Source organism: Streptomyces fructofermentans, from assembly GCF_014651055.1.
GTDB lineage: Bacteria > Actinomycetota > Actinomycetes > Streptomycetales > Streptomycetaceae > Streptomyces > Streptomyces fructofermentans.
Genome location: NZ_BMWD01000041.1, coordinates 16,384 through 42,766, shown reverse-complemented (window position 1 = coordinate 42,766; position 26,383 = coordinate 16,384). Strand labels below are relative to the sequence as shown.

At 72.0% G+C, this 26,383-nt stretch carries 26 protein-coding genes and 1 pseudogene; 14 read left to right on the top strand and 13 right to left on the bottom strand.

Features of this window, described 5'->3' with window-relative positions:
- Positions 1-100: 100 nt before the first annotated feature.
- Both IE265_RS35065 and IE265_RS35060 read right to left on the bottom strand, forming a co-directional pair.
- Positions 101-1,426, bottom strand: a complete 1,326-nt coding sequence (locus IE265_RS35065) for a phosphatase PAP2 family protein (protein ID WP_373303096.1) — start codon at positions 1,424-1,426, stop codon at positions 101-103.
- A gap of 627 nt (positions 1,427-2,053) precedes the next feature.
- Entirely contained in the window at positions 2,054-2,473 is a 420-nt protein-coding gene (locus IE265_RS35060; protein ID WP_190039814.1) for an arsenate reductase ArsC, read from the bottom strand.
- Between the two features lie 100 nt (positions 2,474-2,573).
- Here IE265_RS35060 and IE265_RS35055 point away from each other — a divergent pair, with 100 nt between their 5' ends.
- Positions 2,574-2,888 (top strand): ArsR/SmtB family transcription factor, encoded by a 315-nt coding sequence (locus IE265_RS35055; RefSeq protein WP_190039813.1) that lies wholly within the window; start codon positions 2,574-2,576, stop codon positions 2,886-2,888.
- Between the two features lie 87 nt (positions 2,889-2,975).
- Positions 2,976-3,791, top strand: coding sequence for an aquaporin (locus IE265_RS35050; RefSeq protein WP_190039812.1), 816 nt, complete (start codon positions 2,976-2,978; stop codon positions 3,789-3,791).
- Positions 3,792-3,860: 69 nt separating this feature from the next.
- On the opposite strand, the gene IE265_RS35045 is transcribed toward IE265_RS35050, so the two are convergent.
- Entirely contained in the window at positions 3,861-4,232 is a 372-nt protein-coding gene (locus IE265_RS35045; protein ID WP_190039811.1) for an ArsR/SmtB family transcription factor, read from the bottom strand.
- A gap of 144 nt (positions 4,233-4,376) precedes the next feature.
- On the opposite strand from IE265_RS35045, the gene IE265_RS35040 reads away from it, so the two are divergent.
- The 4 genes from IE265_RS35040 (at position 4,377) to IE265_RS35025 (ending at position 8,220) form a co-directional block, all read left to right on the top strand.
- Positions 4,377-5,750: an FAD-dependent oxidoreductase gene (locus IE265_RS35040; protein WP_190039810.1), complete on the top strand. Its 1,374-nt coding sequence runs from the start codon at positions 4,377-4,379 to the stop codon at positions 5,748-5,750.
- A gap of 5 nt (positions 5,751-5,755) precedes the next feature.
- A complete protein-coding gene (locus IE265_RS35035) occupies positions 5,756-6,976 on the top strand; it encodes an MFS transporter (protein WP_190039809.1) in 1,221 nt (406 codons plus the stop codon).
- Between the two features lie 261 nt (positions 6,977-7,237).
- Positions 7,238-7,447: a cold-shock protein gene (locus IE265_RS35030; protein WP_229916903.1), complete on the top strand. Its 210-nt coding sequence runs from the start codon at positions 7,238-7,240 to the stop codon at positions 7,445-7,447.
- A gap of 95 nt (positions 7,448-7,542) precedes the next feature.
- Entirely contained in the window at positions 7,543-8,220 is a 678-nt protein-coding gene (locus IE265_RS35025; RefSeq protein ID WP_373303095.1) for an NADPH-dependent F420 reductase, read from the top strand.
- Positions 8,221-8,595: 375 nt separating this feature from the next.
- On the opposite strand, the gene IE265_RS35020 is transcribed toward IE265_RS35025, so the two are convergent.
- Positions 8,596-9,633: a hypothetical protein gene (locus IE265_RS35020; RefSeq protein ID WP_190039807.1), complete on the bottom strand. Its 1,038-nt coding sequence runs from the start codon at positions 9,631-9,633 to the stop codon at positions 8,596-8,598.
- A gap of 30 nt (positions 9,634-9,663) precedes the next feature.
- Positions 9,664-9,840, bottom strand: a complete 177-nt coding sequence (locus IE265_RS35015; protein WP_190039806.1) for a hypothetical protein — start codon at positions 9,838-9,840, stop codon at positions 9,664-9,666.
- A gap of 446 nt (positions 9,841-10,286) precedes the next feature.
- On the opposite strand from IE265_RS35015, the gene IE265_RS35010 reads away from it, so the two are divergent.
- The 4 genes from IE265_RS35010 to IE265_RS34995 all read left to right on the top strand — a co-directional run bounded on the left by IE265_RS35010 (position 10,287) and on the right by IE265_RS34995 (position 17,514).
- On the top strand, positions 10,287-11,507 hold the full coding sequence (locus IE265_RS35010) for an AAA family ATPase (RefSeq protein WP_190039805.1): 1,221 nt from the start codon (positions 10,287-10,289) through the stop codon (positions 11,505-11,507).
- Positions 11,504-12,121, top strand: a complete 618-nt coding sequence (locus IE265_RS35005; RefSeq protein WP_190039804.1) for a DUF4276 family protein — start codon at positions 11,504-11,506, stop codon at positions 12,119-12,121. The genes IE265_RS35010 and IE265_RS35005 overlap by 4 nt, the downstream gene beginning before the upstream one ends.
- 593 nt (positions 12,122-12,714) lie before the next feature.
- Positions 12,715-16,047 carry a S8 family peptidase gene (locus IE265_RS35000; protein WP_229916902.1) on the top strand — a complete coding sequence of 1,111 codons (3,333 nt, stop codon included), beginning with the start codon at positions 12,715-12,717 and terminating at the stop codon, positions 16,045-16,047.
- Positions 16,048-16,482: 435 nt separating this feature from the next.
- The gene (locus IE265_RS34995; protein WP_190039803.1) at positions 16,483-17,514 is read left to right on the top strand and encodes an ABC transporter permease; all 1,032 of its coding nucleotides are present in this window, start codon (positions 16,483-16,485) and stop codon (positions 17,512-17,514) included.
- A 180-nt stretch (positions 17,515-17,694) separates the two neighbouring features.
- Here the strand turns inward: IE265_RS34995 and wrbA are convergent, their stop codons facing one another.
- The 3 genes from wrbA to IE265_RS34980 all read right to left on the bottom strand — a co-directional run bounded on the left by wrbA (position 17,695) and on the right by IE265_RS34980 (position 20,256).
- Positions 17,695-18,306, bottom strand: a complete 612-nt coding sequence (gene wrbA, locus IE265_RS34990) for an NAD(P)H:quinone oxidoreductase (protein WP_190039802.1) — start codon at positions 18,304-18,306, stop codon at positions 17,695-17,697.
- A 525-nt stretch (positions 18,307-18,831) separates the two neighbouring features.
- Entirely contained in the window at positions 18,832-19,185 is a 354-nt protein-coding gene (locus IE265_RS34985) for an SgcJ/EcaC family oxidoreductase (RefSeq protein ID WP_229916901.1), read from the bottom strand.
- Positions 19,186-19,542: 357 nt separating this feature from the next.
- Positions 19,543-20,256: an SDR family NAD(P)-dependent oxidoreductase gene (locus tag IE265_RS34980; protein WP_190039800.1), complete on the bottom strand. Its 714-nt coding sequence runs from the start codon at positions 20,254-20,256 to the stop codon at positions 19,543-19,545.
- Between the two features lie 261 nt (positions 20,257-20,517).
- On the opposite strand from IE265_RS34980, the gene IE265_RS34975 reads away from it, so the two are divergent.
- The 3 genes from IE265_RS34975 to IE265_RS34965 all read left to right on the top strand — a co-directional run bounded on the left by IE265_RS34975 (position 20,518) and on the right by IE265_RS34965 (position 22,485).
- Entirely contained in the window at positions 20,518-21,138 is a 621-nt protein-coding gene (locus IE265_RS34975) for a TetR/AcrR family transcriptional regulator (protein WP_190039799.1), read from the top strand.
- Positions 21,139-21,225: 87 nt separating this feature from the next.
- On the top strand, positions 21,226-21,528 hold the full coding sequence (locus IE265_RS34970; RefSeq protein WP_190039798.1) for a muconolactone Delta-isomerase family protein: 303 nt from the start codon (positions 21,226-21,228) through the stop codon (positions 21,526-21,528).
- Between the two features lie 237 nt (positions 21,529-21,765).
- Entirely contained in the window at positions 21,766-22,485 is a 720-nt protein-coding gene (locus IE265_RS34965) for a GNAT family N-acetyltransferase (RefSeq protein WP_190039797.1), read from the top strand.
- A 228-nt stretch (positions 22,486-22,713) separates the two neighbouring features.
- Here IE265_RS34965 and IE265_RS34960 read toward each other — a convergent pair whose 3' ends face one another.
- Both IE265_RS34960 and IE265_RS39515 read right to left on the bottom strand, forming a co-directional pair.
- Positions 22,714-22,968: a DUF6332 family protein gene (locus tag IE265_RS34960; RefSeq protein ID WP_190039796.1), complete on the bottom strand. Its 255-nt coding sequence runs from the start codon at positions 22,966-22,968 to the stop codon at positions 22,714-22,716.
- A gap of 369 nt (positions 22,969-23,337) precedes the next feature.
- Positions 23,338-23,412, bottom strand: a pseudogene (locus IE265_RS39515) (IS200/IS605 family transposase); the annotation flags it as partial.
- Between the two features lie 39 nt (positions 23,413-23,451).
- Between IE265_RS39515 and IE265_RS34955 the strand changes: the two are divergent.
- Positions 23,452-24,666: an RNA-guided endonuclease InsQ/TnpB family protein gene (locus IE265_RS34955; protein WP_190039795.1), complete on the top strand. Its 1,215-nt coding sequence runs from the start codon at positions 23,452-23,454 to the stop codon at positions 24,664-24,666.
- Here IE265_RS34955 and IE265_RS34950 read toward each other — a convergent pair.
- The 3 genes from IE265_RS34950 to IE265_RS34940 form a co-directional block, all read right to left on the bottom strand.
- Entirely contained in the window at positions 24,625-24,951 is a 327-nt protein-coding gene (locus IE265_RS34950) for a hypothetical protein (RefSeq protein ID WP_190039830.1), read from the bottom strand. The two genes, IE265_RS34955 and IE265_RS34950, sit on opposite strands and share 42 nt — an antisense overlap.
- 24 nt (positions 24,952-24,975) lie before the next feature.
- Complete coding sequence (locus IE265_RS34945) at positions 24,976-25,500, bottom strand: NUDIX domain-containing protein (protein WP_190039794.1); 525 nt, start codon at positions 25,498-25,500, stop codon at positions 24,976-24,978.
- A gap of 142 nt (positions 25,501-25,642) precedes the next feature.
- On the bottom strand, positions 25,643-26,182 hold the full coding sequence (locus IE265_RS34940) for a TIGR02611 family protein (protein ID WP_308434846.1): 540 nt from the start codon (positions 26,180-26,182) through the stop codon (positions 25,643-25,645).
- Positions 26,183-26,383 lie beyond the last annotated feature (201 nt).

The following is a 26,383-nucleotide window of genomic DNA, read 5'->3' as shown; positions in this document are numbered from 1 at the left end:
GGGGAGGGGTTCCCGGACCCACCCGGAAACCCCTCCCGACGCCCAGGCCGACGCCGACGCCGACGCGGATGCCGGTGCCGACGCTGTGCCCCGTCGTGCCTCAGACGAGTTCGGGCTGCGGCTCCGGCTGCAGCGCCGGTGCGGGCCCGGCGTCGCGTGCCCGGGTGGTCCGCATGTAGCCCCGGATCACCGACGCCATCGCGAGCAGCAGAAGGGGCCCGTAGAACCAGGGGTGTCGGGCCATCTCGGTCGGCAGGTAGCGGTAGGAGGCCAGGAGCAGGCCGAAGACGGTCGTGCCGTAGGCGACCAGCAGGACGGCCGACCGGTCCCAGCCGCGGTCGAAGGCGCGCATCGCGGCGTCGATGGTGAGCGTGAACACCACGCCGGCGATGAGGTCCACGCCGTAGTGGTAGCCGAATCCCAGCGTCGCGGTGAGCGTGGCGGTCAGCCAGAACGCGCCCAGGTACCGCAGGGCCCGCGACCCCTTGCGGGAATGGAGGAAGATCGCGGTCGCCCACGCCGTGTGCAGGCTGGGCATGCAGTTGCGGGGGGTGATCTCGTCGAAGGGGATCGGGTGCGGGGCCGTGAGCGGCGGCGGCGTGTTCGGCCACACGTCGGCCACCGCCCAGTGCCCGCCGTCGGCGCCGTAGGCGAAGATCGGGCCGACCACCGGGAACAGCATGTAGATGCCCGGCCCGAGCAGGCCGATCACCAGGAAGGTGCGCACCAGGTGGTGGCCCGGGAAGCGGCGCTCGACGGCCACGTGGCGCAGCTGGTACAGCGCGAAGACGGCCGCGGCGAGCGGGAGCTGGCCGTAGACCCAGTACAGGATGTGGAAGCCGACCGGGTCGGTGGCCTCGACGAGCCGGCCCGCCAGCCACGAGGGGTTGCCCAGCGCGTGATCGGCGGTCGCCACGTACGGGTCGAGCACCGAGGGGCGGGTCTTGGAGGTGATGAGCAGCCAGGTGTCGCCGGTCTTGTGGCCGGCCACCAGCAGCATGCCCAGGCCCGCGCCCTTGAGGAGCAGCACGCGTTCCTGTCCGGTACGGCGGGTGAGTGCCACGACCGCGCAGCCCAGCAGGACCCACAGGGCGCCGTTGCCGAAGTTCATGTCGGCGTCGAGGGCCCACCGCACGAGGAAGAAGACGCAGTCGATGCCGATCGCGGTCCCCAGCGCGATGAACCGCTGCCGCCAGGTCAGCACCACCATGGTCAGTGCCAGGCCGGCGTACAGCAGCGGCCCGGAATGCGGGGCGAGGACCACCTCGCTCGCCAGGTTGGTGATCGGCCCCGGCAGGCCGTAGCGGCGCGCGGCGCTCTCCAGCGCGATGAGGAACCCGAGGGTCGCCACACCGGCCGCCGCCCACAGCAGCACCCGCGGCCGGCGCAGCGCGGCGAACACCGGTCTGCCGTCCGTTCGCGACAATATTCGCGATATATCAGATTTCACTTGTCAGGTCGCTTTGTTGGTTTGTGGCCGAATCGCTCATCTCCGTACGAACCCGGCGAGGACGGGCGATCAATGATCGCCCGTGAGTCAATCATGCCGACGGGCGCTTGTGACCGGCCGTGCCGGTCGAGGGGGAGCGGAGGGCGGTTCCGGCCCCGCACCGAACGGGCCGGCCCGCGCCGGAGATCCGGCCTCGCGCCACAAGGGCGGGGCCGGAGAGGTGGTCCCGCCGCGGACGGTTCGGCCCCGCGCCGGAGGGGCTGGTCCCGCGCCGAAGGGCCGGCGCCACGGGCGTGCCACGAGCCGACCGGGGGATCACCGGGCGTGCCGGGCGGGGTCGGTGGGACCGCCGATCGCGATGGGCCGGCTCGTCGCGGGCTGCGCCCCGTGGGCGGGACCTGAGGACGGGGACCTGAGGGCGGGACCGCGGGCGGCGGCAGTGGACGCCCGCTCCCTGCCGCGCGCGTTCCGCCTCGGCGGCAACGGCCGGGCGGGCATGCAGGCAGCCAGCCGGGCGTGGGAGCGGCCGGGCGGGCATGCAGGCAGCCGGGCGTGGGAGCGGTCGGGCATGGGGCGGGCGGCTGGGGGTCATCGCCCGTCCGGTCACGCCTTCTTGGCGTCGATCTCGGCGATCAGGCCCTCGATGAGGGTTCGGATCTCGTCGCGGATGGGCCGGACGGCTTCGACGCCCTGTCCGGCGGGGTCGTCGAGCTGCCAGTCGAGGTAGGTCTTGCCGGGGAAGTAGGGGCAGGCGTCGCCGCAGCCCATCGTGATGATGTAGTCGCTGGCCCGGGCGGTTTCGGGAGTGAGGACCTTCGGCCGCTGGTCGGAGATGTCGATGCCGAGCTCGGCCATCGCGGCGACGGCGGAGGGGTTGACCCCGTCGCCGGGCGCGGAGCCGGCGGAGCGGACCTCGACGCGGTCGCCGGCGAGGTGGCGCAGGAAGCCGGCGGCCATCTGGGAGCGGCCCGCGTTGTGGACGCAGACGAACAGCACGGACGGGAGCGGCGGCGAGGCGGGCATCGTTCCTCCTTCGGGGCGGGCGGCTGACGGCCCCCCGCACACCGGAGAACAGGTCAGCACAGGCTGGTATCAGCCTTGGCTGATGTGAAAGTATCAGTCCATGATGACGTCAGTCGACGCCGAGCTGGTCCGGGTTCTGGCCGACCCGCTCAGGCTCCGGATCGTGACCCTCCTCGCCCGCGAGACGCTGTGCACCACCCACCTCGTGGAGGAGACCGGCGCGAAGCAGACGAACCTCTCCAACCACATGAGAGTGCTGCGCGAGGCGGGCGTCGTGGACACGGAGCCGTGCGGGAGGTTCACCTACTACCGCCTGCGCCCGGAGGTCATCGAAACCCTCGCCGGCCAGTTCGCCGACCTGGCCCGCACCGCGCGTGCCACCGCCGGGGCGGACCTCAAGCGGTCCTGCTCGTAGGCCGTCTGCTTCTGACGGTCCTTGCGGTCCGGAAGGTCCTGACGGCCCTGACGGTCCGGCCCCCATCTGCCCGAGGAGTACCCCGCCTTGACCGCCGCCGAGCCCGTCGCCGCACCCGCGGCAGGGCCCGCCACAGCCGCCGACACGCCCCGACCGGCTCCCGACACGCCCCGGCCGGCTCCCGACACGCCCCGGCCGGCTCCCGACGCGACCCTGCCCCGCGCTCCGCTGGTCGCCCGTGCGGCCGCCGAGGCGGTCGGCACCGCCGGCCTGGTCGCGGTCGTGGTCGGCTCCGGCATCCAGGCCACCGGGCTCACCGACGACGTCGCCCTCCAGCTCCTGGCGAACTCCACCGCCACCGTCTTCGGCCTCGGCGTGCTGATCGTGCTCCTCGGCCCGGTCTCCGGCGCGCACTTCAACCCGGCCGTCACGCTGGCCGAGTGGTGGACCGCCCGCCGCGGCGGCGCTGGAGTGACGGCCCGCGAGGCGGCCGTGTACGTGCCCTCGCAGATCGCCGGCGCGATCGCCGGGGCGGTCCTGGCGGACGCCATGTTCGGGGAGCCGCTGGTGAAGTGGTCCACCCACGACCGCTCGGGCGGGAACCTGTGGCTGGGCGAGGTCGTGGCGACCGCCGGCCTGATCCTGCTGATCCTCGGCCTGGGCCGCACCGACCGGCTGCGGTTCGCCCCCGCCGCGGTGGCCTCCTACATCGGGGCGGCGTACTGGTTCACGTCCTCCACCTCCTTCGCGAACCCGGCCGTCACGATCGGCCGCGCCTTCACCGACACCTTCGCGGGCATCGCCCCCGCGTCCGTGCCGGGCTTCGTCGGCATGCAGCTGATCGGCACCGCGGTGGGCCTGGCGCTGGTGGCGGTCGTCTTCATGCGCGGCAGGACCGCCTGAGCGACGCCCGCGGCGTGACGCCGCAACGGGCGTGCGCGGGCGGCGGCGGTCCGGTGGTCCGCGCGGGGCTCACACGGTCTTCGCGGCGCCGGCCAGCAGTGCGCCCATCGCGGCGAGCACCGACGGCTCGACCCGGTAGTACACCCATGTGCCGCGCCGCTCCGAGCTGAGCAGTCCGGCTTCCTTCAGCTTCTTGAGGTGGTGGGAGACGGTCGGCTGGGAGACGCCGACGTCGGAGATGTCGCACACGCACGCCTCGCCGCCCGCGTGGGAGGCGACCAGGGAGAACAGGCGCAGCCGCACCGGGTCCCCGAGGGCCTTGAACATCCTGGCCGCGCTCTCGGCCTCCCGGGCGCTCAGGGGGCGCTCGTCCAGCGGCGGGCAGCACGCCGCCACGTCGGATTCCGGCTCCAGCAGGGGCAGCACCCTCGTGTTCGACATATGTCTATGTTGACATGCGTCGAACCCTTGCGGGAGAGGTCCGGCCAGCTGATTTCGATGAATGTCTATGTTGACGTCCATCGATGCAGGTGCGATGCTGGCCACGTCGGACATCGACAAACGTCGAAACAAAGGGGACTCGTCGTGAACGCCACCGCCACCGCCAACGACCGGCTGCCTGTCGTGGTCATCGGCGCCGGGCCCGTGGGACTGGCCGCGGCCGCCCACCTCGCCGCACGCGACCTGGACTTCCTGGTCCTGGAAGCAGGCCCGAACGCCGGCACCGCGACCCGCGCCTGGGCCCACGTACGACTGTTCTCCCCGTGGAGCGAGGTGGTCGACTCCGCCGCGGAGAAGCTCCTGGCCCCCACCGGCTGGACCGCCCCCGCACCCACCACCTACCCCACCGGCGGCGACTGGGCCGAGCGCTACCTCCAGCCCCTCGCGGACGCCCTCGGCGACCGCGTCCGCTACGGCGCCCGGGTCGTCGGCGTCTCCCGCAGCGGCCGGGACCGGATCGTCGACGCCGACCGCGAGCACCAGCCCTTCGTCGTCCACACCGAGACCCCCGACGGACGGGAGGAGCGCCTCTTCGCCCGCGCGGTCATCGACGCCTCCGGCACCTGGTCCACCCCCGGCCCGGCCGGCGCGAGCGGCCTTGCGGCCCTCGGCGAAAAGGCGGCCGCGGACCGGATCACCTACCGCGTCCCCGACCTCGACGACCCCGCCACCCGAGCCCGCTACGCCGGAAAGCGCACCGCGGTCATCGGCTCCGGCGCCTCCGCGTTCACCGCGCTGGCCCACCTCGCCGACCTGGCCCGCGCCGAGGACGGAGCCGGCACGCACGCCACCTGGATCCTGCGCCGCGGCATCTCCGGCTCCACCTTCGGCGGCGGCGACGCCGACCAGCTCCCCGCCCGCGGCGCGCTCGGACTCGCCGCCAAGGCCGCCGTCGACAGCGGCCACGCCGACGCCGTCACCGGCTTCCGCACCGACACCGTCGAGCGCACCCAGGACGGCCGCCTGGTCCTGGTCGGCGAGGACGGCCGCCGCCTGGACCCGGTCGACGAGGCCATCGTGCTCACCGGCTTCCGCCCCGACCTCTCGTTCCTGGACGAACTCCGCCTCGGCCTGGACGAACGCCTCCAGGCCCCCCTCGCCCTGGCCCCGCTGATCGACCCCAACCAGCACTCCTGCGGCACCGTCTACCCCCACGGCCAGGCCGAACTCTCCCACCCCGAACCCGACATCCACCTCGTCGGCATGAAGTCCTACGGCCGCGCCCCGACCTTCCTGGCCATGACCGGCTACGAGCAGGTCCGCTCCGTCGCCGCCCACCTGGCCGGCGACCGCGAAGCCGCCGAGCGCGTCGAGCTCACCCTCCCCGAAAGCGGCGTCTGCGGCGGCGCGGGCCTCTTCGACCAGCCCGAGACCACCGGGCAGGACACCGCAGGCTGCTGCGCCGCCCCGCCCGCCACACTCACCATCGGCGCCCCCACCGCCTCGGGCGGCTGCTGACCCGCATGCCGCACACCACGTCCGGCGTGGCCGCGACCGGGACGGGGACCCGGTCACGGCCACGCGCCGTCCTGCCCGCCCTGTGCGCCACGCAGATCACCAGCTGGGGCGTCCTGTACTACGCCTTCCCCGTTCTCAACCCCACCATCACCGCCCGCACCGGCTGGCCCGCAGGCGCCACCACGGCCGCGTTCTCCGCCGCCCTCGTCGTCTCCGCCGTCGCCGGCATCCACGTCGGCCGCCTCCTGGACCGCCAGGGCCCCCGCATCGTCATGACGGCCGGATCGGTCCTCGGGCCGCTCAGCCTCCTCGTCGTGGCCGCCGCCCCCAACCTCGCCGTCTTCACCGCCGGATGGCTGCTCGCCGGGGCGGCGATGGCCGCCACCTTCTACCCGCCCGCCTTCGCCGCCCTCACCCGCTGGTGGGCCCCCGACCACATCCGCGCCCTGACCGCCGTCACCCTCGCCGGCGGACTCGCCTCCACCGTCTTCGCACCCCTGACCGCCGTCCTCGCCGACCACTACTCCTGGCGCACCACCTACGCCGTCCTCGCCGCGATCCTCGCCGCCCTGACCATCCCCACCCACGCCCTCGCCCTCCGGGCCCCCTGGCCGCCGGCCCCCCAAAGCCCCCAACGGCCGGCCGCCGGGCCGGAACCGGTCGTACGCAGCCGGGCGTTCTGGATGCTGGCCGCGACCTTCGCCCTCTCGGCGTTCGCGATGTACACCGCCGTCATCACCCTCGTCCCCCTCCTCCTCGAACGCGGCTGCACCACCACCCAGGCCGCCTGGGCCCTCGGACTCGGCGGCGCCGGGCAGACCCTCGGCCGCACCCTCTACGCCGCCCTCGCCCGCCACACCCGCACCACCCCCCGCACCGCGGCCCTCGTCGGGCTCGGCGGACTCACCACGGCCGCCTTCGCCCTCGTCCCGGGGCCGTACACCCTCCTCGTCGTGCTGTCCGTGGCGGCCGGGACCGTCCGGGGCAACCTGACCCTCCTCCAGGCCACCGCCGTCACCGACCGCTGGGGAACCGCCCACTACGGCCGCCTCTCCGGACTCCTCGGCGCACCCGCCCACACCGCGGCCGCCCTCGCCCCCTTCGCCGGCACGCTCCTCGCCGGCCCCCTCGGCGGATACCCGGCCCTGTTCGCCGTACTGGCCGCCCTCTCGGCCGCAGCCGCCCTCACGGCCGTCGGAACCCGCCCCCACACCCACGACCACTGAGCGCGCCACCTTTGTCCGGCACGCCCGCGACGACCGACGCCGCTGCTCGGCCCCACGCCCCCTGCGACCCGCCCTCCAGCGACCCGCCCTCCCGCGACCCGTCCTCCTTGCGCGGCACCGGGACCGCGCGGCAGGCGCAGCCCGCCGCCCCGCCCGCCGTCCTGCCTGCCTGCCCGTTCACGACATCAGGTGATCAAGAGGTGTCACACGGTCCTGAGCGGGGATGAATGAGCGAACTGACGGTGCGTGAGAGGTGGCAGGGTGCGGAACAGTTTGCGGGCGGGGCGCGTGATCCTGTTCGACGCCGCGAAGGGGGTCGGCTTCATCTCCCCCTACGGCGGCGACGAGGACGTCCCCTTCCAGGCGCAGGCCATCCAGTTCGTCGACGTCCTGGCGGAGGGCCAGAGCGTCATCTACGCGATCGAGCGGGCGGACGCCGGCGTACGGGCCGTGGAGGTCCGCCCCGCCTAGCCGCTCCCTTTCACCCGGTCGGCCCCCTCGCGGAATAGGCCCCGGCCGACCGGGGTTGCCCTCCCCAGAAGCATGCATATGCATGGAACTGGAAGGTGAAGGGGCCAGTCATGAGGATCGGCATCATCGGCGCGGGCAACATCGGCGGCAACCTCACCCGGCGGCTCACCGCGCTGGGCCACGACGTCTTCGTCGCCAACTCCCGCGGCCCGCACACGCTCAAGGAACTGGCACAGGAGACCGGGGCGACCCCCGTCACCGCCGAGGAGGCCGCCCGCGACGCCGAGATCGTCATCGTCACCGTCCCCGTGAAGGCCGTCCCGAACCTGCCCTCCGGCCTCCTCGACGGAGCCGCCGAGGGCGTGGCCGTCATCGACACCAACAACTACTACCCGCAGCAGCGCGACGGCCGCATCGACGAGATCGAGGACGAGGGCATCACCGAGAGCCGCTGGACCGAACGCCGGATCGGCCACTCCGTGATCAAGGCGTTCAACGGCACGTACGCCCAGGACATCCTGGACCGCCCGCGGCCCGCCGGCGCACCCGACCGTGTGGCTCTCCCGGTCGCCGGGGACGACGAGGCGGCGAAGACGAAGGTCCGCGCCCTGATCGACCAGCTCGGCTTCGACACCGTCGACACCGGCGGCATCGACGACTCCTGGCGCCAGCAGCCCGACACCCCCGTCTACGGCCTGCGGGCAGGCACCGCCGAGGTCACCAAGGCCCTCGCGGAGGCGAGCCCGGACCGCCCGGCGGCCTTCCGCGGCTGACCCGCACCGGGGCGGCGGCCGCCGCCCGGGCTGCACCCGTCCGGCGCGCGCCGCGGCACCGCTCGTGGGCCCGCCGGTGGACACGCCGCCGCGGACGAGGCGTCGTGTGTGAAAAGCCCTGGTCAGGGAGCCGGGAACAATCACGGACCCGGTCCTGTTGTGGAGAGCGTGGTTGTGAAGGGGACAGTGTCCCCGGGCCTCACCCATAGCCCATGAGGACGATCGTTCGGCTGAAGCCTCATGGAGCCTTTCGCCGCGTAGGCGACCGCCCTTCACGACCACGCTCTTCCTTCCCGCGGCCCCGGCAGGCACCCGCCCGCCGGGGCTCGCGCGTCCCGCCGCGGCGGCCCGTCCGGGACGGCCGGGCAACCGGCCTCACGGCGGCGGGGGTGGCGGCGGAGTGCAGGCGCGGTACTGATCCAGGGCGGCCGCCCGCTCGTGATACGGCAGCCGCGACAGCCGGCAGACCAGCGTCCACATGGTGCGCTCCGCCTCCAACTGGAGCGGCAGGCTGTAGCCGAGGGACTCCGCAAGGGGCTTGCGACCCAGATTGACCAGGGAGCGCACGGACGCCGCCCACTCGTCGGTGGCCTTCACCGCGGACCAGTACCACACCGGCATCAGCGCGAGCAGCACCGAGGCCGCGGTGAGCAGGACGCCCTGCTGCGGCCGGCTGCTCAGGAGGGCGGCAAGGGCGCACAGGGCCACGACCCCGTGCCCGTACAGGAGCGCGACGAAGAAGTCGACGCGGGTCCGGGCGAGTTCCACCTGACGTCTGGTCTGATCGGAGGCGCAGCCGGTCAGTTCGTGCCACATCACCTGCGTGTCGAGGCGGAACCGCTCGTATCCGTACTCCTCCAGCCGGCGGATGGCGTTGCCCAGGCGGGTCGGCGCGACCTGCTCGTCACTGACCGGGTAACGCGACAACCCCTCCTGCAGCAGGGCCTTTTGGACCGTGGAACGCCTCCGGTCCCGGCGCGTATGCCGTGCCACATCGGGGCTGCTCCGCAGCCGGGCCAGCCGAACCGCCGCGTCGGCGCCCACCCGGCCCTCCCGCACCCGCTGTTCCAGACGCAGCGCGGCGATCCTGTCCCGCAGCCCGTGCTTGACCCGCAACTGGCGCCTGCAGCCCCAGCCGTAGGCCGGGTCGGGCCACAACGCGTACCCCTCCAGGACCCGGTACAGAGGGTTCTGCAGGGCGTGCAGGACCAGACCGACCAGGACGGAGCCCACCAGCAGCAGCAACGACACCTTCACCTGCGGCCCGGGCCACCACCGGACCACCGCCGCGTCACGCCGCAGGGTCGGAACGACCGCCAGGACGAACACCGACAGATTCAGCGAGGCCGGAACGATCCACCCCACCAGGAGGGCCCACGCCCCGCTGAAGACGCCCTTCGCGATGTCACCCACGAGAGCCCCCGCCCGGCGCGCCTCCTCCGCTCACTCGTCGTCGTCCCAATCGTCGTCGCCGAACGGAGGACCGGGCGGAGTGCCGGACGGAGGATCCCCCGGCCGCCGCCTGCGACGGTCCAACCAGCCGCGCAGGGCCGCCACGCCGCCGGCCAGCGCGAGGGCGACGCCTGAACCCAGGGCAAGCAGAATCTCGTTGAGGTCCACGGCTTCCCCCCACCTGCAGAACCCGGACGGAACCCCGGCCGACAAACCCCGCCGGAGCGGGCGTGCGACACGCCACGGCTCTCCCGCCCCTTGCAGCTCAATATCTCCCCGCCGGGAATCGGCTCATGCCTGTCTCGAAGGGATCCCGACGACCGCCCCCACGGCCGGTGCTCAGGAACAGGTTGATCGTCTGGGTAGGGTGGCAGACGTGGACGAGCCACCCGTCGAGTGCTCGCGAGGCGCGCCGACACGATGACGGTGCCCGGCGGGAAAGAAACGGAGACTTGGGTGAGCGGCGTTTACGCAGAGCCGGTTCCTGTACGCAGAGGAGACCAGACGCAACCAGGCCCGCGTCGCCAGGACCTGTTCACGGAACCCCGGCCGTACGCCGCTGAAGGCGGACGTCGCATCACGGTGAGTACTGCTCCCCGTGCCGGTGTCCGGTCATGACCTCCACCGGCGACGTGCCGCCGTTCCTCACCCGGGTGCAGGTCCACAACTACCGGTCCATCGCCGCCTGCGACGTGCGGCTCGGGCCGCTGACGGTCCTGGCCGGTCCGAACGCGGCCGGGAAGTCGAACTTCCTCGATGCGATCCGCTACGTGCGCGAAGCCCTCGGCTCCTCGCCCGGCCAGGCCCTGGAATCCCGGGGCGGTCTGGGTGAGGTGCTCCACCGGAGCCGACAGAGCCAGGCGGACTTCTTCCGGATCCGCCTGGAGGCACGCATCCCTTCGTCGGATGCCGGGCATCCCGCCTTCGACGCCGCCTACGTACTGGAGGTCGGCACCGACCCGCAGGGGGGAACCCTCCCCGTGCTGCGCCGTGAGGAACTGCGCATCAACGGCAGCCCCCAGGGAGAGCAGTTCAGCCCCGAGACGGCACAGAACCGTGCGGTGGCCTGGCGGGACGACATCCTGCTGCCCCGCGCCGGCCGGAACCACACCGAAAGCAGAGTGCTGCACGAGCACCTGAGAGCCATGCGCTTCTACGAGCTGCTCACCCCTGTCCTGCGTGCTGTCGACGACACACCCGGACGCCCGGGAGGCAGAGTGCTCGGTGAACGCGGCGAGTACCTGGCGCGCGTGCTCGATGAACTGGCCGGCGGACACCCCTGGATCAAGGCGACGATCGACGGGTACCTCACCACCATGATCGACAACGCGGTCGGAGTGGACGGAATCGTGTCACCCGATCTGGACCTCGCCGTCGTCACCGGCCGCTTCCGCGGCCAGGACGGGCAGGCAGTGAAAGTGGACCGCAGGTCGCTGTCGGAGGGCACCCTGCGTCTCACCGCAGTCCTTGCCGCGCTCTTCCAAACAGGGGCGCTCACCGGTGAGATCCCCCTCATCGGGATCGAGGAGCCCGAAATCTCCCTGCACCCGCCGATGCTCGGCGCGCTCTACGACGCCTTGGTCGCGGCCGCACGCAACACACAGGTGATCGTCACCACCCAGAGCGCAGACCTGCTGGACAACGCGGCCGCCGACCCGGCGCACCTGCTGGTCGTCCGCGACAACGGCCCCGGCAGCACGATCGGCCCGCTCGACCGGGCGGGACGCCGACTCCTCGACGACGGCGTACTGACCTTGCCCGAACTCCTGCGCAGCGCGCAGATGCGTCCGGCCGAGACCACACCAGGAGCAGAACCGCAGGAGAACCGGCAGTGAGCGCGCCCTACCCGGTCATCGCATCCATCGTCGAAGGACACGGCGAGGAAAGGGCCCTGCTCGGGCTGCTCCAGCGCATAGTGCCCCACCTGCTGCCCGGCGCCTACGCCGACATCCAGCGCCCGCACCGCGTCCCCCGGGACCGGATGCTCAAGCGTGACCCCCTCGCCCAGGCCCTCACCGTCGTCACCGCACGCAGTCCTCGACCCACCGGCGTCCTGGTGCTGCTCGACACGGACGACGACTGCGCCCTGGAACTGGTTCAGCGACTGCGCGGCCACGCCCAGGCCACGCATGCCCACGTGCCCCTGGTTGCGGTGGCGGCGGTCCGAGAGTTCGAAGCATGGTTCCTGGCAGGCGCCACCGGACTCGCAGGACACTTCGGACTCCCCGACGACCTCGCACCACCATCCGACCCCGAGGCGATCCGCGGTGCCAAGGAATGGATTTCCCGGAGGATGCCGCCCGGTGCCACCTACCAGGAAACCGCCCACCAACCCTCCTTCGCCCAGCGGTTCGACCTCGACGCGGCCCGCTCCGGTGCGCCTTCGTTCGACAAGTTCTGCCGCGACGTCCTCTTCCTCCTGACCGGTGAACGCCACCCCCGTCAGTGACGACAGTCCCAAGAAGCCCCGTGGGCCCTCGGCTGCTCGACGCGGCATCGCGGTGCACACCCGCGCCCTCCTGCTACTCCGGCGCGGCACGTGGGGCGTACGCCCGCCCGTCCGAGCGGCCGGGGGAGCGGGCCGTATGCCGCTGCCGGCATGCGCGGCAGAAGGACACGCGCGGCGACCGGCGCCCGTGACCGCGCGGCCCGGGTCCGCGCGGGCGGACCGGCCGCGGTCGGCGGCAGCCGCCTCCCGAACACCCCGCGCACCCGGCCTGGCGCAGGTGGGCCATGGCGCAAGACCGCCTGCGCCGTCCCCTTGAGCAGGGGACGAGGAGACGATCACCATGATCCACGAGTCCACGACGACTCCCCACGCCTGCCTGTCGGTTCACGCCTGCGGAGATCGGCCGAATCCCCGCACGCCGTGGCTGCCGAGCAACTGACCGCCGGACGCGAACATCCGTCGGTACCTGCCGCATGCGTGGGCCGCGCCGTACGACGCACCCGTGTCCAGCCATGCGATCCATGGACGGACACGGGGCGAACGAGCGAGAGGAAGCCGTGAAACCCACGTCCCCGCCCCCTGCCCGGAGGGCCATGGTGGGCATCAGCATGCTGCTGGCCGCCCTCACCTCCTCGGTGTCCCCGGCGCTCGCGGACCCGCCGGGCCCCGCTCCGTCGCCGGCGCCCGTGTCGCCTTCGGCGTTCGGGCCCGACGCCAAGGCCAAGGGCGCCCCCACCGGCCCCGTACACCGCTGGATTCCCCTGATCACGGGCGACCGGATCGGGGTGAACGCCCAGGGCGAGATCCGCTCCGTACGTCCCGCCCGGGGACGCGAGCACATCCCCATCCGTACGGAGACCATCGGCAAGCACACCTATGCGATGCCCGACGACGCACGGGGCCTGGTGCACAGCGGCCGGGTGGACCGGCGCCTGTTCGACATCACCACCTTGAGCCTGCCCGCCTACGCGCAGCGCCCGGGCCTGAACCTCATCGTGATGTACGACGCGCCCCGCACCGACGCCAGGAAGGCGGTCCGCTCCCTCGCGGGCGCCGAGGTGGAACACACCTTGAAGAGCGTCGACGCCGACGCCGTCACCGTCCCCGCGAACGGTTCCACGCGCCTGTGGTCCGCGCTCACCGACGGGCCGGCCGGCGCGACGGACCGCACCGCCGCACCGGGCGTCGCCTCCGTGTGGCTCGACGGCGTGGTGCAGGCCAGCCTCGACACGAGCGTGCCGCAGATCGGCGCCCCCGAGGCGTGGGCGGCCGGCTACGACGGCACGGGCACCCGCATCGCCGTCCTGGACAGCGGCGTCGATGCCACCCACCCCGACCTCGCGGGACAGATCGAGGCCGAGCGCAACTTCTCCGACGCGCAGACCACGCACGACCTGTACGGCCACGGCACGCACGTGGCGTCCATAGCGGCCGGAACCGGGGCCAAGTCCGGCGGCAAGTACAAGGGTGTGGCACCCGGTGCCCGCATCCTGAACGGCAAGGTCCTCGACGACGCGGGCACCGGCAGCCTCTCCGGCGTGATCGTCGGCATGGAGTGGGCGGCGGCGCAGAAGGCGGATGTCGCCAACGTCAGTCTCGGCACGTACGACACCCCGGGGATCGACCCGGTGGAGGCGGCCGTCAACGCCCTGTCGGCCGAGAGCGGGACCCTCTTCGTCATCGCGGCCGGCAACAGCGGTCAGGAGGGCCCCGGTTCGGTCGGCACGCCCGGCAGCGCGGAGGCGGCCCTCACCGTCGGCGCGGTCGACAAGCAGGACCGTCTCGCGCCGTTCTCCAGCACGGGCCCGCGCGTCGGCGACGCCGGGATCAAGCCCGACCTGACGGCACCGGGAGTGGACATCGGCGCCGCGGCCGCGAAGGGCAGCCTGCTCGCCGACAGGGGCACCCAGGTCGCCGAGGGGTACGTGGGCCTCAGCGGCACCTCCATGGCCACCCCGCACGTCGCCGGCGCCGCCGCGCTCCTCGCCCAGCAGCACCCCGACTGGACCGGCGACGACATCAAGCAGGCGCTGGTCAACTCGACGACGCCGGGCGCCTACACCCCGTTCGAGCAGGGCTCGGGCCGGGTCGACCTGCGCAAGGCCGTCAAGCAGAAGGTGACCACCCGGCAGACGTCCCTCTCGTTCGGCACCGCCCTGTGGCCGCACACCGATGACCAGCCGGTCAGCAAGAACCTCACCTACCGCAACCCGGGCGACACGGCCGTCACCCTCAAGCTGACCATGGACGCCACCGGCCCCGACGGCAGCGCCGTGCCCCCGGGCATGTTCACCTTCGACGACCAGGTCACCATCGCCCCGCACAGCGAGGCGAGCGTGAAGGTCACCGTCGACACCCGACTCGGCGGCGACACCGTGGGCGCCTTCACCGGCCGCATCACGGCCGAGGGCGACGGACAGACGGTCGGTACCGCACTCGCGGTGGAACGCGAGGCGGAGAGGTTCACCCTCACCGTCAAGGTCCTGGACCGCAAGGGCAAGCCGGCCGCCGCACCCTCCTGGGACGCCTACCTGGCGGGCATGTCCGGTCCCGCCAAGGGCACCTCCGCCGTCCTCTTCGCGGACCGGTACTCGCTGCGCGTCCCCCCGGGGCGCTACTTCCTCAACAGCATGCTCCGGGTCGACCCCGCCGGGTCCACCACCCAGGGCATCGACTGGATCAACCAGCCCCTGCTGGAGATCACCAAGGACACCACGGTCACGCTGGACGCCCGCACCGCCCGGCCCATCGACGTCACCGTCCCCAACCGCGCCGCCCGCCAGATCTTCGGCCACATCGGCGCACACGCCGACCCCACCGACGGAGCCGGCATCGGATTCGGCGTCTTCGTCTCGTCGTTCAAGAACTTCCACTCCGCCCACCTCGGCCCGAAGACCGACGACGACGTCCGACTGAGCCAGCAGCTCTCCGCCTCCTTCTCCACCGGAGCCAAGGGCCACGACGAATACCACGCGGTGCACGAGCCGAAGGGCGACAAACTGCTGACCGGCTTCACCCACCACCTCAAGGACCGCGAACTCTCCAAGATCAGGGTGAACCTCGCCGCACCGGCGCGAGACAAGATCGGGTACGTGACACCGGTGGCGGACAACGGCGCCGGACTCGGCACCGAGCGGCCCCTGCCCGACACCACCACGCTCCACCTGTTCTCCCAAACCCCCTCGTGGGTCCTGCTGTTCGACCAGGTGGACGCGCAGGACACCCTGGAAGGCAGCTACGTCTCCCCTGTCCGGACCTTCAAGCCGGGCCGCTCCTACCGGCACGAGTTCAACAAGGGCGTGTTCGGCCCCGACCTCCCGCAGGGCGCCGGCTTCATACGGGCCGATGAGGCGCTCATGGGCGACCTGCCGCTCCTGTCGGACGGCAGCGGCAACGCGAGCAACAACAACTCGATGCACGAAAGCGCCCGAACGACCCTGTACGGCAACGGAGAAGTCCTCCGCACGAGCATCTACCCCATGGACTTCTTCCACATCGCGGCCAACGAGCGCACCGACTACAAACTGACCGCCTCACTCACCCGCGGACCCGCCACCGACGTCTCCACCAACGTCACCGCGACCTGGACGTTCTCCTCCGAGTACGCCCCCGGGATCACCCAACTCCCCGTGTCCGTCGTGCGGTTCACCCCCGACCTGTCCCTCGACAACACCGCCGAGGCAGGCGCGAAGATGACCGTGCCGGTGACGGTGAAGGGCTCCGCGGCGGGACGCAACCTCGCGTCCCTGCGCGTCCAGGTCTCCTACGACCACGGAGCCCACTGGCACGAGCGGACCGTGCGCAACGGACGCATCCAGGTCACCAACCCCCGGGCCGGCGGCAGCGTTTCCTTCAAGGCCGAGGCCGTCGACAAGGAGGGCAACACCGTCAGCGAAACCATCCACGACGCCTACCTGACCCGGTAGCCGACGCGGACCGGAAGCAGGCCTCCCAGCGGCGGAGGCCTGCTTCCGGCCGACCGGGTCGGACCGTACCCGCCGCGCGCAGCCGCCGTCCGCACCGGGAGCGCCTCCCGTACGGAAGCACGTGGGCGGCGGACCGGGTCCACGGATCGGGCCCTTGGGACGCACCGCGCGCAGGCCCGGCACGCGCCCGACGATCCCGAGCCCCACCCCGTACAGGCGCGGGGCCGACGAGCCACTCCCGTCCGAGCCGGGCGTCAGCGGCGTGCCCACTTCGTCCCGGACCGGCGGTACGCGATCAACGGCATCCGGGCGGGTGTCCGCCCGCCCGCGCGGCCCGGCTCCCGAGCGGCGACGGCGAACCGCCGGTGGGAAACTGGGCGCACCGGACGAAAGCGCCTTCGTGCCGTGGGCGGTGTCCGTGCCTACGGAGGCGCCTTGAACTCGCACCGCAGCAGCGCCGGCTCCGCCGGGAGCGGTGGTTCCGAGGCACCCGAGAAGCCCGAACGGCGCCGGGTACCGACGAGGGCCTGGCTGCAGCCGGCACTGATCGGCCTGGTCATCCTGGCCGCGTTCATCGGCGCCTACGTGGGCCTCCAGAGGAATCCGCAGCCCCACGAGATTCCGATAGCGGTGACCGGGGAGCGGCTGGCGCGTGAAACAGGTGAAGCGCTGGGCCCCAGCGCGCGCATCGTCCGCACCGCCACCCCCGCCGCGGCACGGCAGGCACTGGAGAGCCGTGAAGCGGTGGCGTCCTTGACCCGGAACCCCGGTGCCGGGGTGCTGCATCTCGACGTCGCCGGAGCGAACGGGCAGTCCACCACCGCCATCGTCACGGATCTCGTGCGCACGTACGCGCAGCAGACCGGCCAGCGCCTGACGGTCGACGATGTCATCCCCCTGGTCAAGTACGACTCCCGGGGGCTGGCGGGGTTCTACCTGTCCTTCGGTGTCACCCTCGCGGGATTCGTGCTCGCGCAGAGCGTGCTCGGGCTCAGGGCGGTGCTGCCACCGGGATACCGCTTCGCACTCGTCACCGGCTTCTCCGTCCTCGCCGGCATCCTCGCCGCGGTCCTCGCGGGCCCCGTCCTCCACGCCGTCCCGGCCCCCGTGGTCCCGCTGGCCATCACCCTGGCGCTGCTGACGTCCGCCGCGGCCTTCACCACCCTGCTGCTCGGCACCTACCTGGGCCCCATCGGCGTCCCCGTCGCCACCCTCCTCCTGCTGACTCTGGGCAATGCCACCAGCGGCGCCGTCATCGGGGCGGGCCTGCTGCCCGCCCCGGCCCGTTTCGTCTCACCCCTGCTGCCCCCGGGAGCAGCGGTCCGGGCGGTCGGCAACCTCAGCTACTTCCAGAGCACCACCATGCTCATGCCCATGATCACGCTGGTCGTCTGGTCCGTCGGGGCCGCCCTGCTCGTGGCGGCTCAGCCGAAACTGTCGCGGGCGAAGGCCCAGGAGCGGCCGTGACAGCGGGACCCGTGGGCGGGACGGCAGGGCCCGTGGGAACGCGGCGGCTGCGAGGCCGCCCATGCCCGCGACTGCCGCACACCCCGGGCCGCCGACCGGTAGCCCGGGGCGCCACCGGCAAGGCCCCGGCCCCGCGACGTGTCGTCGCGGGGCCGGGGCCGGGGTGTGCGTGCCGGAGGGTCAGGCGGCGGCCTTGAGCTTGCCGGCGATCTTCACGACGCGTTCGGCCTGGTGGCGGGCCGCTGCGCGGGTGGTGTCGCCCACCGGGGCCGTGCCCTGCCCGTCGACGTGCGAGGTGCCGTAGGGGTTGCCGTCCTCGAACTTGATCGCGTCGGTGAAGCCGGGGGCCACCACGATGCCGCCGAAGTGGTGGACGGAGGTGTAGAGCGCCTGGAGCGTGGTCTCCTGGCCGGCGTGAGCGGTGGCCGAGGAGGTGAAGCCGCTGTAGACCTTGTCGGCCAGCTTCCCCTGGGCCCACAGGCCGCCGAGGGTGTCCATGAACTGCTTGAGCTGGGCGGAGAGGTTGCCGAACCGGGTCGGCGTCCCGAACAGGACCGCGTCGGCCCACTCGATGTCCTGCGTCGTCGCCTCGGGTATGTCGGCCGTGGCGGCGTGGTTGGCGGCCCAGGCCGGGTTGGACTCGATGGCCTCCCACGGAGCCAGCTCCGGAGCCTTCACCAGGCGGACCTCCGCGCCCGCCTTGACCGCTGCGTCGCGCAGCTCCTTGGCGATCTCGGTGACGGTTCCGGTGGAGGAGTAGTACACGACGGCGACGTTCACGGGGGTGCTCATGAGGGTCATCTCGTTTCTGGATTCGACTTCAACCGATGTATATGACCGGTCGTCTACAAAGTAGGGAAGATGCCGGCCCATGTCAAAGGAATGCCGAGTGACATAAGGGACACGGGCCGGCGGCCCATCCGGGAATGCGCGGGCGAACGGGCGCCTCGACCGCTCGGCGCGGGCGCGCTTCGCCGCCCCCCTTCCCGGCAGACCGGGGTACGCCGGGGCACGGGGCAGGAGTGCGGGTGCGGGCCGCGGGGGAGCGGCGGCCCCGGACACGTCGTGCGCCGCCGTGCCGCGCACGGCAAAGGGGTCGGGGGCGCCGTGGGCGCCGGGCGCCGACGGTGCCGGGCGCCGACGGTGCCGGCCGCGGGGCACCGGCCGCTCGTGCCGCTCGTGGGCGGGGGAGGCGGAGGTGCCCGGGAGGTCCGGACCGGGCAGTCGCGGCCCGGCCCGCACCGCGGGCAACGGGCGCTGCCCGGAGGGGAGTTCAGGCCGGTGGGCCGGGGTGCCGAGGGGGCCCGGTGCGGCGGGTCAGTCCTGGGCGGCCACCCGGGAGACGTGGTACTGGCGGATCTGCCAGCGGCCGTCGGTGTGCCGCAGGACCAGCGACATGTGCACCTTGACCTCCCAGCCCGACGGGTCGCTGAACGTGACGTCCGCGAAACCGCCGGCGACGTCCTCGCCGAGCGAGTACGTGTGCAGCACCGTCACGTCCGCGCTCCGATCGGCTGCGACCGCCTCGTAGTAGTCGCGTACGGCGTCCCTGCCGGACACGACCACCGGGCCGAAGCCCTGGAAGAGGGCGTCCGGGGTGAACAGCTCGGCCATGGCGTCCGGCCGGTGGCCGTCGAACGCGGCCTTCCACTGGTTCAGTACGGCATGCATCGGGTGGCTCATCGCGTCAGCTCTCAATCCGGTGTGCGGGACACCGTTCGGGACCGCCCGGGAGCCATCCTCGAGATGGCGAAGTGGACCGGTCGTACGGGAATCGGCCCGGGGAACCCCAGGTCGGAGGGGGTGCCGGGGCACAGGAGTGCCGGATCGGCGTGGAGGCCGGCTTCGGGGGCGACGCCCGGGGCTCATGGCCGTCCGGGCCTCGTGCCGGCTCCAGCGGCCGCCGGGTGTGGCGGTCGCCGGGCGGGCCGGGTCGGGGCGGGCCGGGTCGGCCGCGTCCTCGCGGGCGCCGGCGCGGTGCGCGTGCTGCCCGGTGGCCCGCCGTCCCTCCGGCGCGGGCCGGCCGGGTCAGTGTCCTGCGTTCTGGCCGCCGTCGACGTGGAGGATCGAGCCGGTGACGAACGGCGCGTTCTCCAGGTAGAGCACCGCGTCGACGATGTCGCTCACATCGCCCATCCGGCCGACGGGGTGCAGGGCGGCGAGCGCGTCGTGGTACTGCTCGTCGTGCATGGGGGTCTTGATCGTTCCCAGGGCGACCGCGTTGGAGCGGATGCCGCTGCCGGCGTACTCGATGGCCAGGGCCTTGGTGGCGGACTGCAGCCCGCCCTTGGTCAGGGACGCCAGGATCGAGGGAACCTTCGAGCTGGGCTGGTCGACGAGGCTGGTCGTGATCTGCACGACGTGGCCGCCGCCCTGCTCGAGCATGCGGGCGATCGCGAGCTGGCTGATGCGGAAGAAGCCCGCCACGTTGACTCCGAGCGCCGTGTCGTAGTCCTCCTGCGTGAACTCGGTGAACGGCTTGGAGATGAACACGCCCGCGTTGTTGATCAGGGTGTCGATGCGGCCGAAGCGCTCGATGCCCGCGGCGATGACGCGCTCCGCGGTGGCCGGGTCCGAGATGTCGCCCCGGACGGTGACGATGTCGGGGTCCTGCGAGTCGGCGATGCTGCGCGACGTGGCCACCACGCCGTAGCCCAGCTTGCGGTAGGCGGCGACGATGCCGGCTCCGATGCCCTGGGACGCGCCTGTGACGACCGCTACCTTCTGCTCCTGCGTGCTCATGATGGCCTCTCCCTGGATGATGAATCAAAATAGGCGACTGGTCGTCTACAAGGTAGTCGATCGACCCGGCGGAGTCAAAGGAGGCCGGCGTCGCCCGCCCCGGTCGGCCCGTGCGGTCGTCGTCCGTCACTGCGGGCCGTGGCGTTGCTGCGGGCCCGGCCCGCGTCACGGAAGGGTGGCCGGGCCCGCGAGGGTCGGAACCCTCGAAGTGATAGTAGACCGATCACCTACATATAGTCGAGCGGTCGTATACTCGTCATCATGGGACGAACCAGTGACGCCAGGAGCAAGATCCTTGCCGCCGCGCGGTCCCTCATCGAACTGCGCGGATACACGGCCCTGGGCGTGGCGGAGATCTGCAGGGAGGCCGAAGTGCCCAAGGGCAGCTTCTACTACTTCTTCGACTCCAAGGAAGCCCTGGCCCTGGCCGTGATCGATGAGCACTGGACTGCCCAGCGACGGGACTGGGAGCGCGCCCTGCGCGGCGCCGACCAACCCCTGCTGCGGCTCCGGCGGCTGTTCGAGGAGACACGCACCACTCAACGCGCGGTGCAGGACAGCCGCGGCTCCGTCGTGGGATGCATGTTCGGCAGCCTCTCCCTGGAACTGAGCAACCAGGCCGAGGCGATCCGGGAGCGGTTGCAGCACATCTTCGACGCCCAGGTGGACATGGTCGAGGAAGTGATCACCGCAGCCCTGGAACACGGCGACATCACCGTCGCCGACACCCGTCGGGCCGCCCGCTCGGTCGTCGCGCAACTGGAGGGCCAAGTGCTCTTCGCCAAGCTCTACAACGACACCGACCCGCTCGACGCGCTGTGGGCGAACGCCCTGGCCCTGCTGCGCGCCGGCACGCCCGCGGACACCGCGGCCATGGCCTGACAGACACAAGCACCCGCCCGCGAACGGCCTTCCGGCCGCAGGCGTCCTCCACGGACGCCACAGGGCACCAACAAATGGAGGTTCCAGATGAAGGAGTTCCTGGTCGAGCTCGTCACGACCGTTCCCGAGGGCACCGACCCGGCCGAAGTCGACCGGATCCGCGCCGCGGAAGGCCTGCGGGCGAAGGAGCTCGCGGCCGACGGACACCTCGTACGCCTGTGGCGCCCCGTGGGGGAACTGCGCAGCATCGGCGTGTGGTGCGCCGACGACGAGAGCGAGCTGCGGGAGAAGGTCCTGGGCAGCTTGCCGCTGTGGCCGTGGATGACAGCAACGATCACAGCACTGCAGTCCCACCCCAACGACCCCGGCAAGGCGGCGACAGCGCTGTAACAGCTGGTGAGCGGTACGATCCCGCCTTCGGGACACGCGAGGTCGCCGAGGTGCGCCGGGCCCGGCTCGGCACCCTCGTACGACCCGAGTGGTTCTTGGCCCCCGGGCGAACAGGTGCCTCACGGGGGCGGGTGGGGCCGGTCGTCCCCACCCGGACGACGAAGTCCGCCGCACCGCAGAAGAGACGGCCGCGTCCTGCCCGCCCGAGGACGCGGCCGACGACGTACGGAGAGCTCGATGCCTGCACGCACGAACGAATGGGGTCAGCCGGTCGGGGAGCCGGTCCCGCAGTGGCGCCCGAGCCCGCCCCCCTCCGGCCGTACGCTCAACGGCCGGCACTGCCGCCTGGAAGCCCTGGACCCCGAACGTCACGCCGAGGACCTGTACAGCGCACTGCGGTCGGCGCCGGACGATCGCGACTGGACCTACATGGGCGACGGTCCCTTCTCCGACGCGGGGGAGTACCGCCTCTGGGCGGACAAGGCCGCGGCCCGCACGGACCTCCTGTTCTACGCGGTGGTCGACAACCGGTCGGACCGGGCGGTGGGCACCGTCTCGCTCATGCGGCAGGACCCGGCCAACGGAGTGATCGAGGTCGGCAACGTCATGTTCTCGCCCCTGCTGAAGCGGACCGCCATCTCCACGGAAGCGCAGTTCCTCCTGATGGCCCATGTCTTCGACGACCTCGGCCACCGGCGCTACGAGTGGAAGTGCGACAGCCTCAACGCCCCCTCACGCAGGGCCGCGGAGCGACTGGGCTTCCGCTACGAAGGCACCTTCCGCCAAGCGGTCGTCTACAAGGGGCGCAGCCGCGACACCGCCTGGTTCTCGATCGTCGACAGCGAGTGGCCCACGCTCCGCGACGCGTTCCGTACCTGGCTGGCGCCCGCCAACTTCGACACCGGCGGCGTCCAGCGCCGGACACTCGCGCAGACCCGCGCCGGCCTCATCGACTGACTCCGGCCCCGGCCCCGGCCGCCCGGCCGGGAGCGGCCCGCGAACCGGGCCCGGCCCGGGCCCGGTTCGCATGGGAAGTCATCTCATTCGGTGAGTCGGCGGCAGTCGGTGAGCCGGGCGACGGACCGCTCCGCGGCCCGGAGTCGGCGACCCAGACGGGTGGGGGACCCGATGCCGCGGTCGGGCCAGGCGGTGTGTGGTGCCCCGGCTGCGGAGCCGTTGCCGCGGTCAGCGGCCCATTCGGCGCTGCTTGTCGAACCGACGCAACACCCGTACCAGACGCCACACTCCGGCCGTCGCTCCCAGCGCCGCACCTCCCACCAGCACGCCCCTCCTTGCTGGACCCGAGAGGTCAAAGGCCAGTGCGAGAGACAGAGGGACGGCGAAGACCGCCGCGGCCAGTGCGACGGCAGTCATCAGGGCAAAAACGATCTCCACTGTCATTGCGTCCTTTTCCCACCGTGACTCGCGGCCCATGTCCATGCTGGAAGTTCTATCTCACGGTCAAGCCGTGGCGCTCGGGTCGGACAGTCCGGCTCATGCGGGCGGACGCCGGCCTCTGCCCCGTCGCCAAGTCGGATTCCTGTCCCAGGGGGCTGAACTCAGGTGAGGTCGAAGGTGACGCTCACGGAGCCGTTTTAATCCTGTGCCTCCGTGAGCGAGAGGGTTCCGTCGTCTGCCTCGACGACTCGCACCATGATCCCGCCGCGATCCTCGCCGGGAAACGTGATGGAGAAGTGGGGATCCATCCCTGATCTTGCGTGGGTATCCCCGGCTTCAGTCGGGGAGGGAAACGCATCCTCGACGCGGAGGCGCGAAGCGCCGGAGTGCTCTTCGTCTTCGTGGTGGTGGTCAGACAGGCCGCTTCTGGCTCTCGATGTATTGACGGATCACAGTCAGCGGCGCTCCGCCACAGGACCCGGCGAATTAGGATCAAGGGAACTCGATTGGAGGGGGTGGGCTGAAATGATCCGGGCGTACAAGTTCCTCATGCGGCCCACCGTGCGTCAGGAGCAGGCGCTGGGCGAGATGCTGCGGGATCACTGCTCCCTCTACAACGGGGCACTGCAGGAACGCCGCGATGCCTACCGGCACAGCTCGAGGACGAGCGTCACGTACGGGATCCAGTCCGGGCAGCTCAAGGAGATCCGGGCGTTCGACCCGCAGCGGCAGGGCCGCTGGTCGTTCTCCTCGCAGCAGGCCACCCTGCGCCGTCTCGACAAGGCGATGCAGGCGTTCTTTCGTCGCGTCAAGTCCGGCGAGACGCCCGGTTACCCGCGCTTTCGTGGGGTGAACTGGTTCGACACGGTGGACTTCCCCAAGGACGGGGACGGCTGCCGGTGGGACTCCACCCCGCACGACCCCGTGACCCGCGTCCGCTTCCAGGGCGTCGGTCATGTCAAGGTCAACCGGCACCGGCCGGTGGTCGGCAGTGTCAAGACCGTGTCCGTCAAGCGCGAGCGCCGCAAGTGGTACGTCGTCCTCACCGCGGAGCAGCCCCGGCCCGAGCCTCTTCCCGTCACCGGCAGCGTGGTCGGCATCGACCTCGGCATCGCCTCGTTCCTCACCACCTCTCACGGCGAGCACATCGCCAACCCGCGCCACGCCCACACGGCCGCCGCCAAGCTGGAGAGGGCACAGCGGGCGCTGTCCCGGTATCCGCGCCGCAAGGCGAAGGACCGCACGAAGAACCATCAGCGGGCCGTGGAGCGCGTCGCCGCTCTGCACGGCAAGGTGCGCCGCCGGCGCCTGGACCACGCGCACAAGACCGCTCTGGACCTGGTGCGCCGACACGGTTTCATCGCGCACGAGGACCTCAGGATCCGCAACATGGCCAGGTCGCCCGCGCCGAAACCCGCCCCCGGCCAGGCAGGCGCGTTCCTGCCCAACGGTGGCGCCGCCAAGGCCGGACTCAACAGGTCGATCAACGATGCCGGATGGGGGGTGTTTTTGACGATCCTGCACGCCAAGGCTGAAAGCGCCGGACGGGAAGTGATCGCCGTGGACCCCCGTAACACCTCACGCGAGTGCCCCGAATGCGGGCACACCGCCAAGGAAAACCGGCCCACACAGGAAAAGTTCCACTGCCAGGCGTGCGGCCACACCGCGCACGCCGACACCGTGGGTGCGATCAACGTTCTACGGGCCGGGCTGGTCCGTCGCAACGCCAACCCGGCCTAGCGAGAAGCCCCCTCGTTCACGAGGGGGAGGAGTCACGAGGAAGTCCCAGCCCTCGCGCTGGGTCGCGTCGAGGGTGCTGGTGTGCCGACCGGTCGCCCGCAACTCGCCGCCCGTGTCGACGGCGACGGTGATGTCGATGTCGTACATCTCAAGGCAAATCGCTTGGTTGGCCCACCATTCGAGGCGGGCCTGACCCGCAAATCGATCCACACGGTCACTATGCACGGCGCCCAGGCCGGACGGCTGCGTCGCATATGCCTTCGCCGCCTCCGGATCCTTGCTCACGCGGCGGATTGGCGGGGCGACTCCTCAGCGACGGTCCGGCCGCTCGGCCAGCCATGCCGCGTACTGACGGATGCGGAGGGGATCGTCGGGAAAGCAGCTTTCCCAGCCCTCGTCCAAGGGCTTCCAGGCCGCCGGCTGCCCGTCCTCCGCGACGAGCGGGCTCGCCACGTCGACGACCGCGGCGTACGACAGTCCGAGGGTGAGCGGAAGGCCCGGGAGGAACGAGCGGACCGCGACCGCCGCCGGGTCGGGCAGCAGTTCCGGCTGAAGGCCCGCCTCCTCGAGCAGTTCCCGGCTCGCGCCCTCCCGGGGCGTCTCTCCGGCTTCGACCTTCCCGCCCGGCGGAACCCATCCCCGCAGGCGGTGCTTCACCAACAGCACCTGGGCCAGGGCCTCGTCGAATACCCAGACCTCGGCCCCCAGTGGCGCCATCGGCCCCCGCCGTGCGGCGGCGAGCCACCGGCAGGCCCCGTCGAACTCGGCCACCGCCCTTTGGGCATCCACGACGGCCGCCTCGACGGCACGCTTGTCGACCGCGTTCCGAACCATCGGGACAAACTACGGCCACCCACTGACATCGATCGGTCGGCGCGTGTCCCTTCGATCCCGTGAAGGTCGCATCCCGCGGCAACCCGCCGGAGCGAACTGCCGCTGCACATGCGGGTCCTTCGCGGGCGAGAAGTGCGGTGACTCAGAAGACGGATCGGTCGAGGAGGCCGAAGCGTGTGATGAGGGTGCCGGTCGCCACCGCCACGACCACGAGGGCCGCCGACGCGAGCGCGATGTTGCGCCGCCGCGTCTCCGGTCGCAGGGCCCGCCGCGTCGCCCGGGTCACCTTGCGCTTCGTCCAGCGCAGGACGGCCTGGGCCCAGGTGAACTCACTGGCCCAGATCGCCATGCCACCGAAGATCACCACCCAGCCGGGACCGGGGAGCGGCAGAAGGATCACGCCGGTGCCGACCACCGCGAATCCCGCAACGAATATGCCGATCCGCCAGATCAGGTGCAGCGACCTCGACCGCTTGATGAAGTCGGGGGCCTTGGAGCCGTACGGCTTCGCATCTCCCTCGGCCCGCGGGGCGGCACCTTCGGCCGGTATTCCCGAGGACCGGGTCCCCGGGCCCGGGCCGGGAGCCGCGGAGGAACCCCCTGCGGGGCTCGGGGCGACCGCTGCCGCACGCTCAGGCTGGTCGCCCACCTCGACGAGGGACCGCTCCATGGAACCTTTCACCCCATAAATCCTGATCGGGCTCTGGGCGGCTCAGGATCGGGACCCGTGGCGTTCGGGAGTGTCCGCTCCCCGGTCCGTGGCCGCCGGTGCCGCGGGTCGCAGCACCAGGACGTAACCACTCCAAGAGGTGACGAATATGGATTATTCCCACACGATCCGCGAGGCGCCGGGCCTCGTGCCGGCCATGGAGGGGGTGACGTG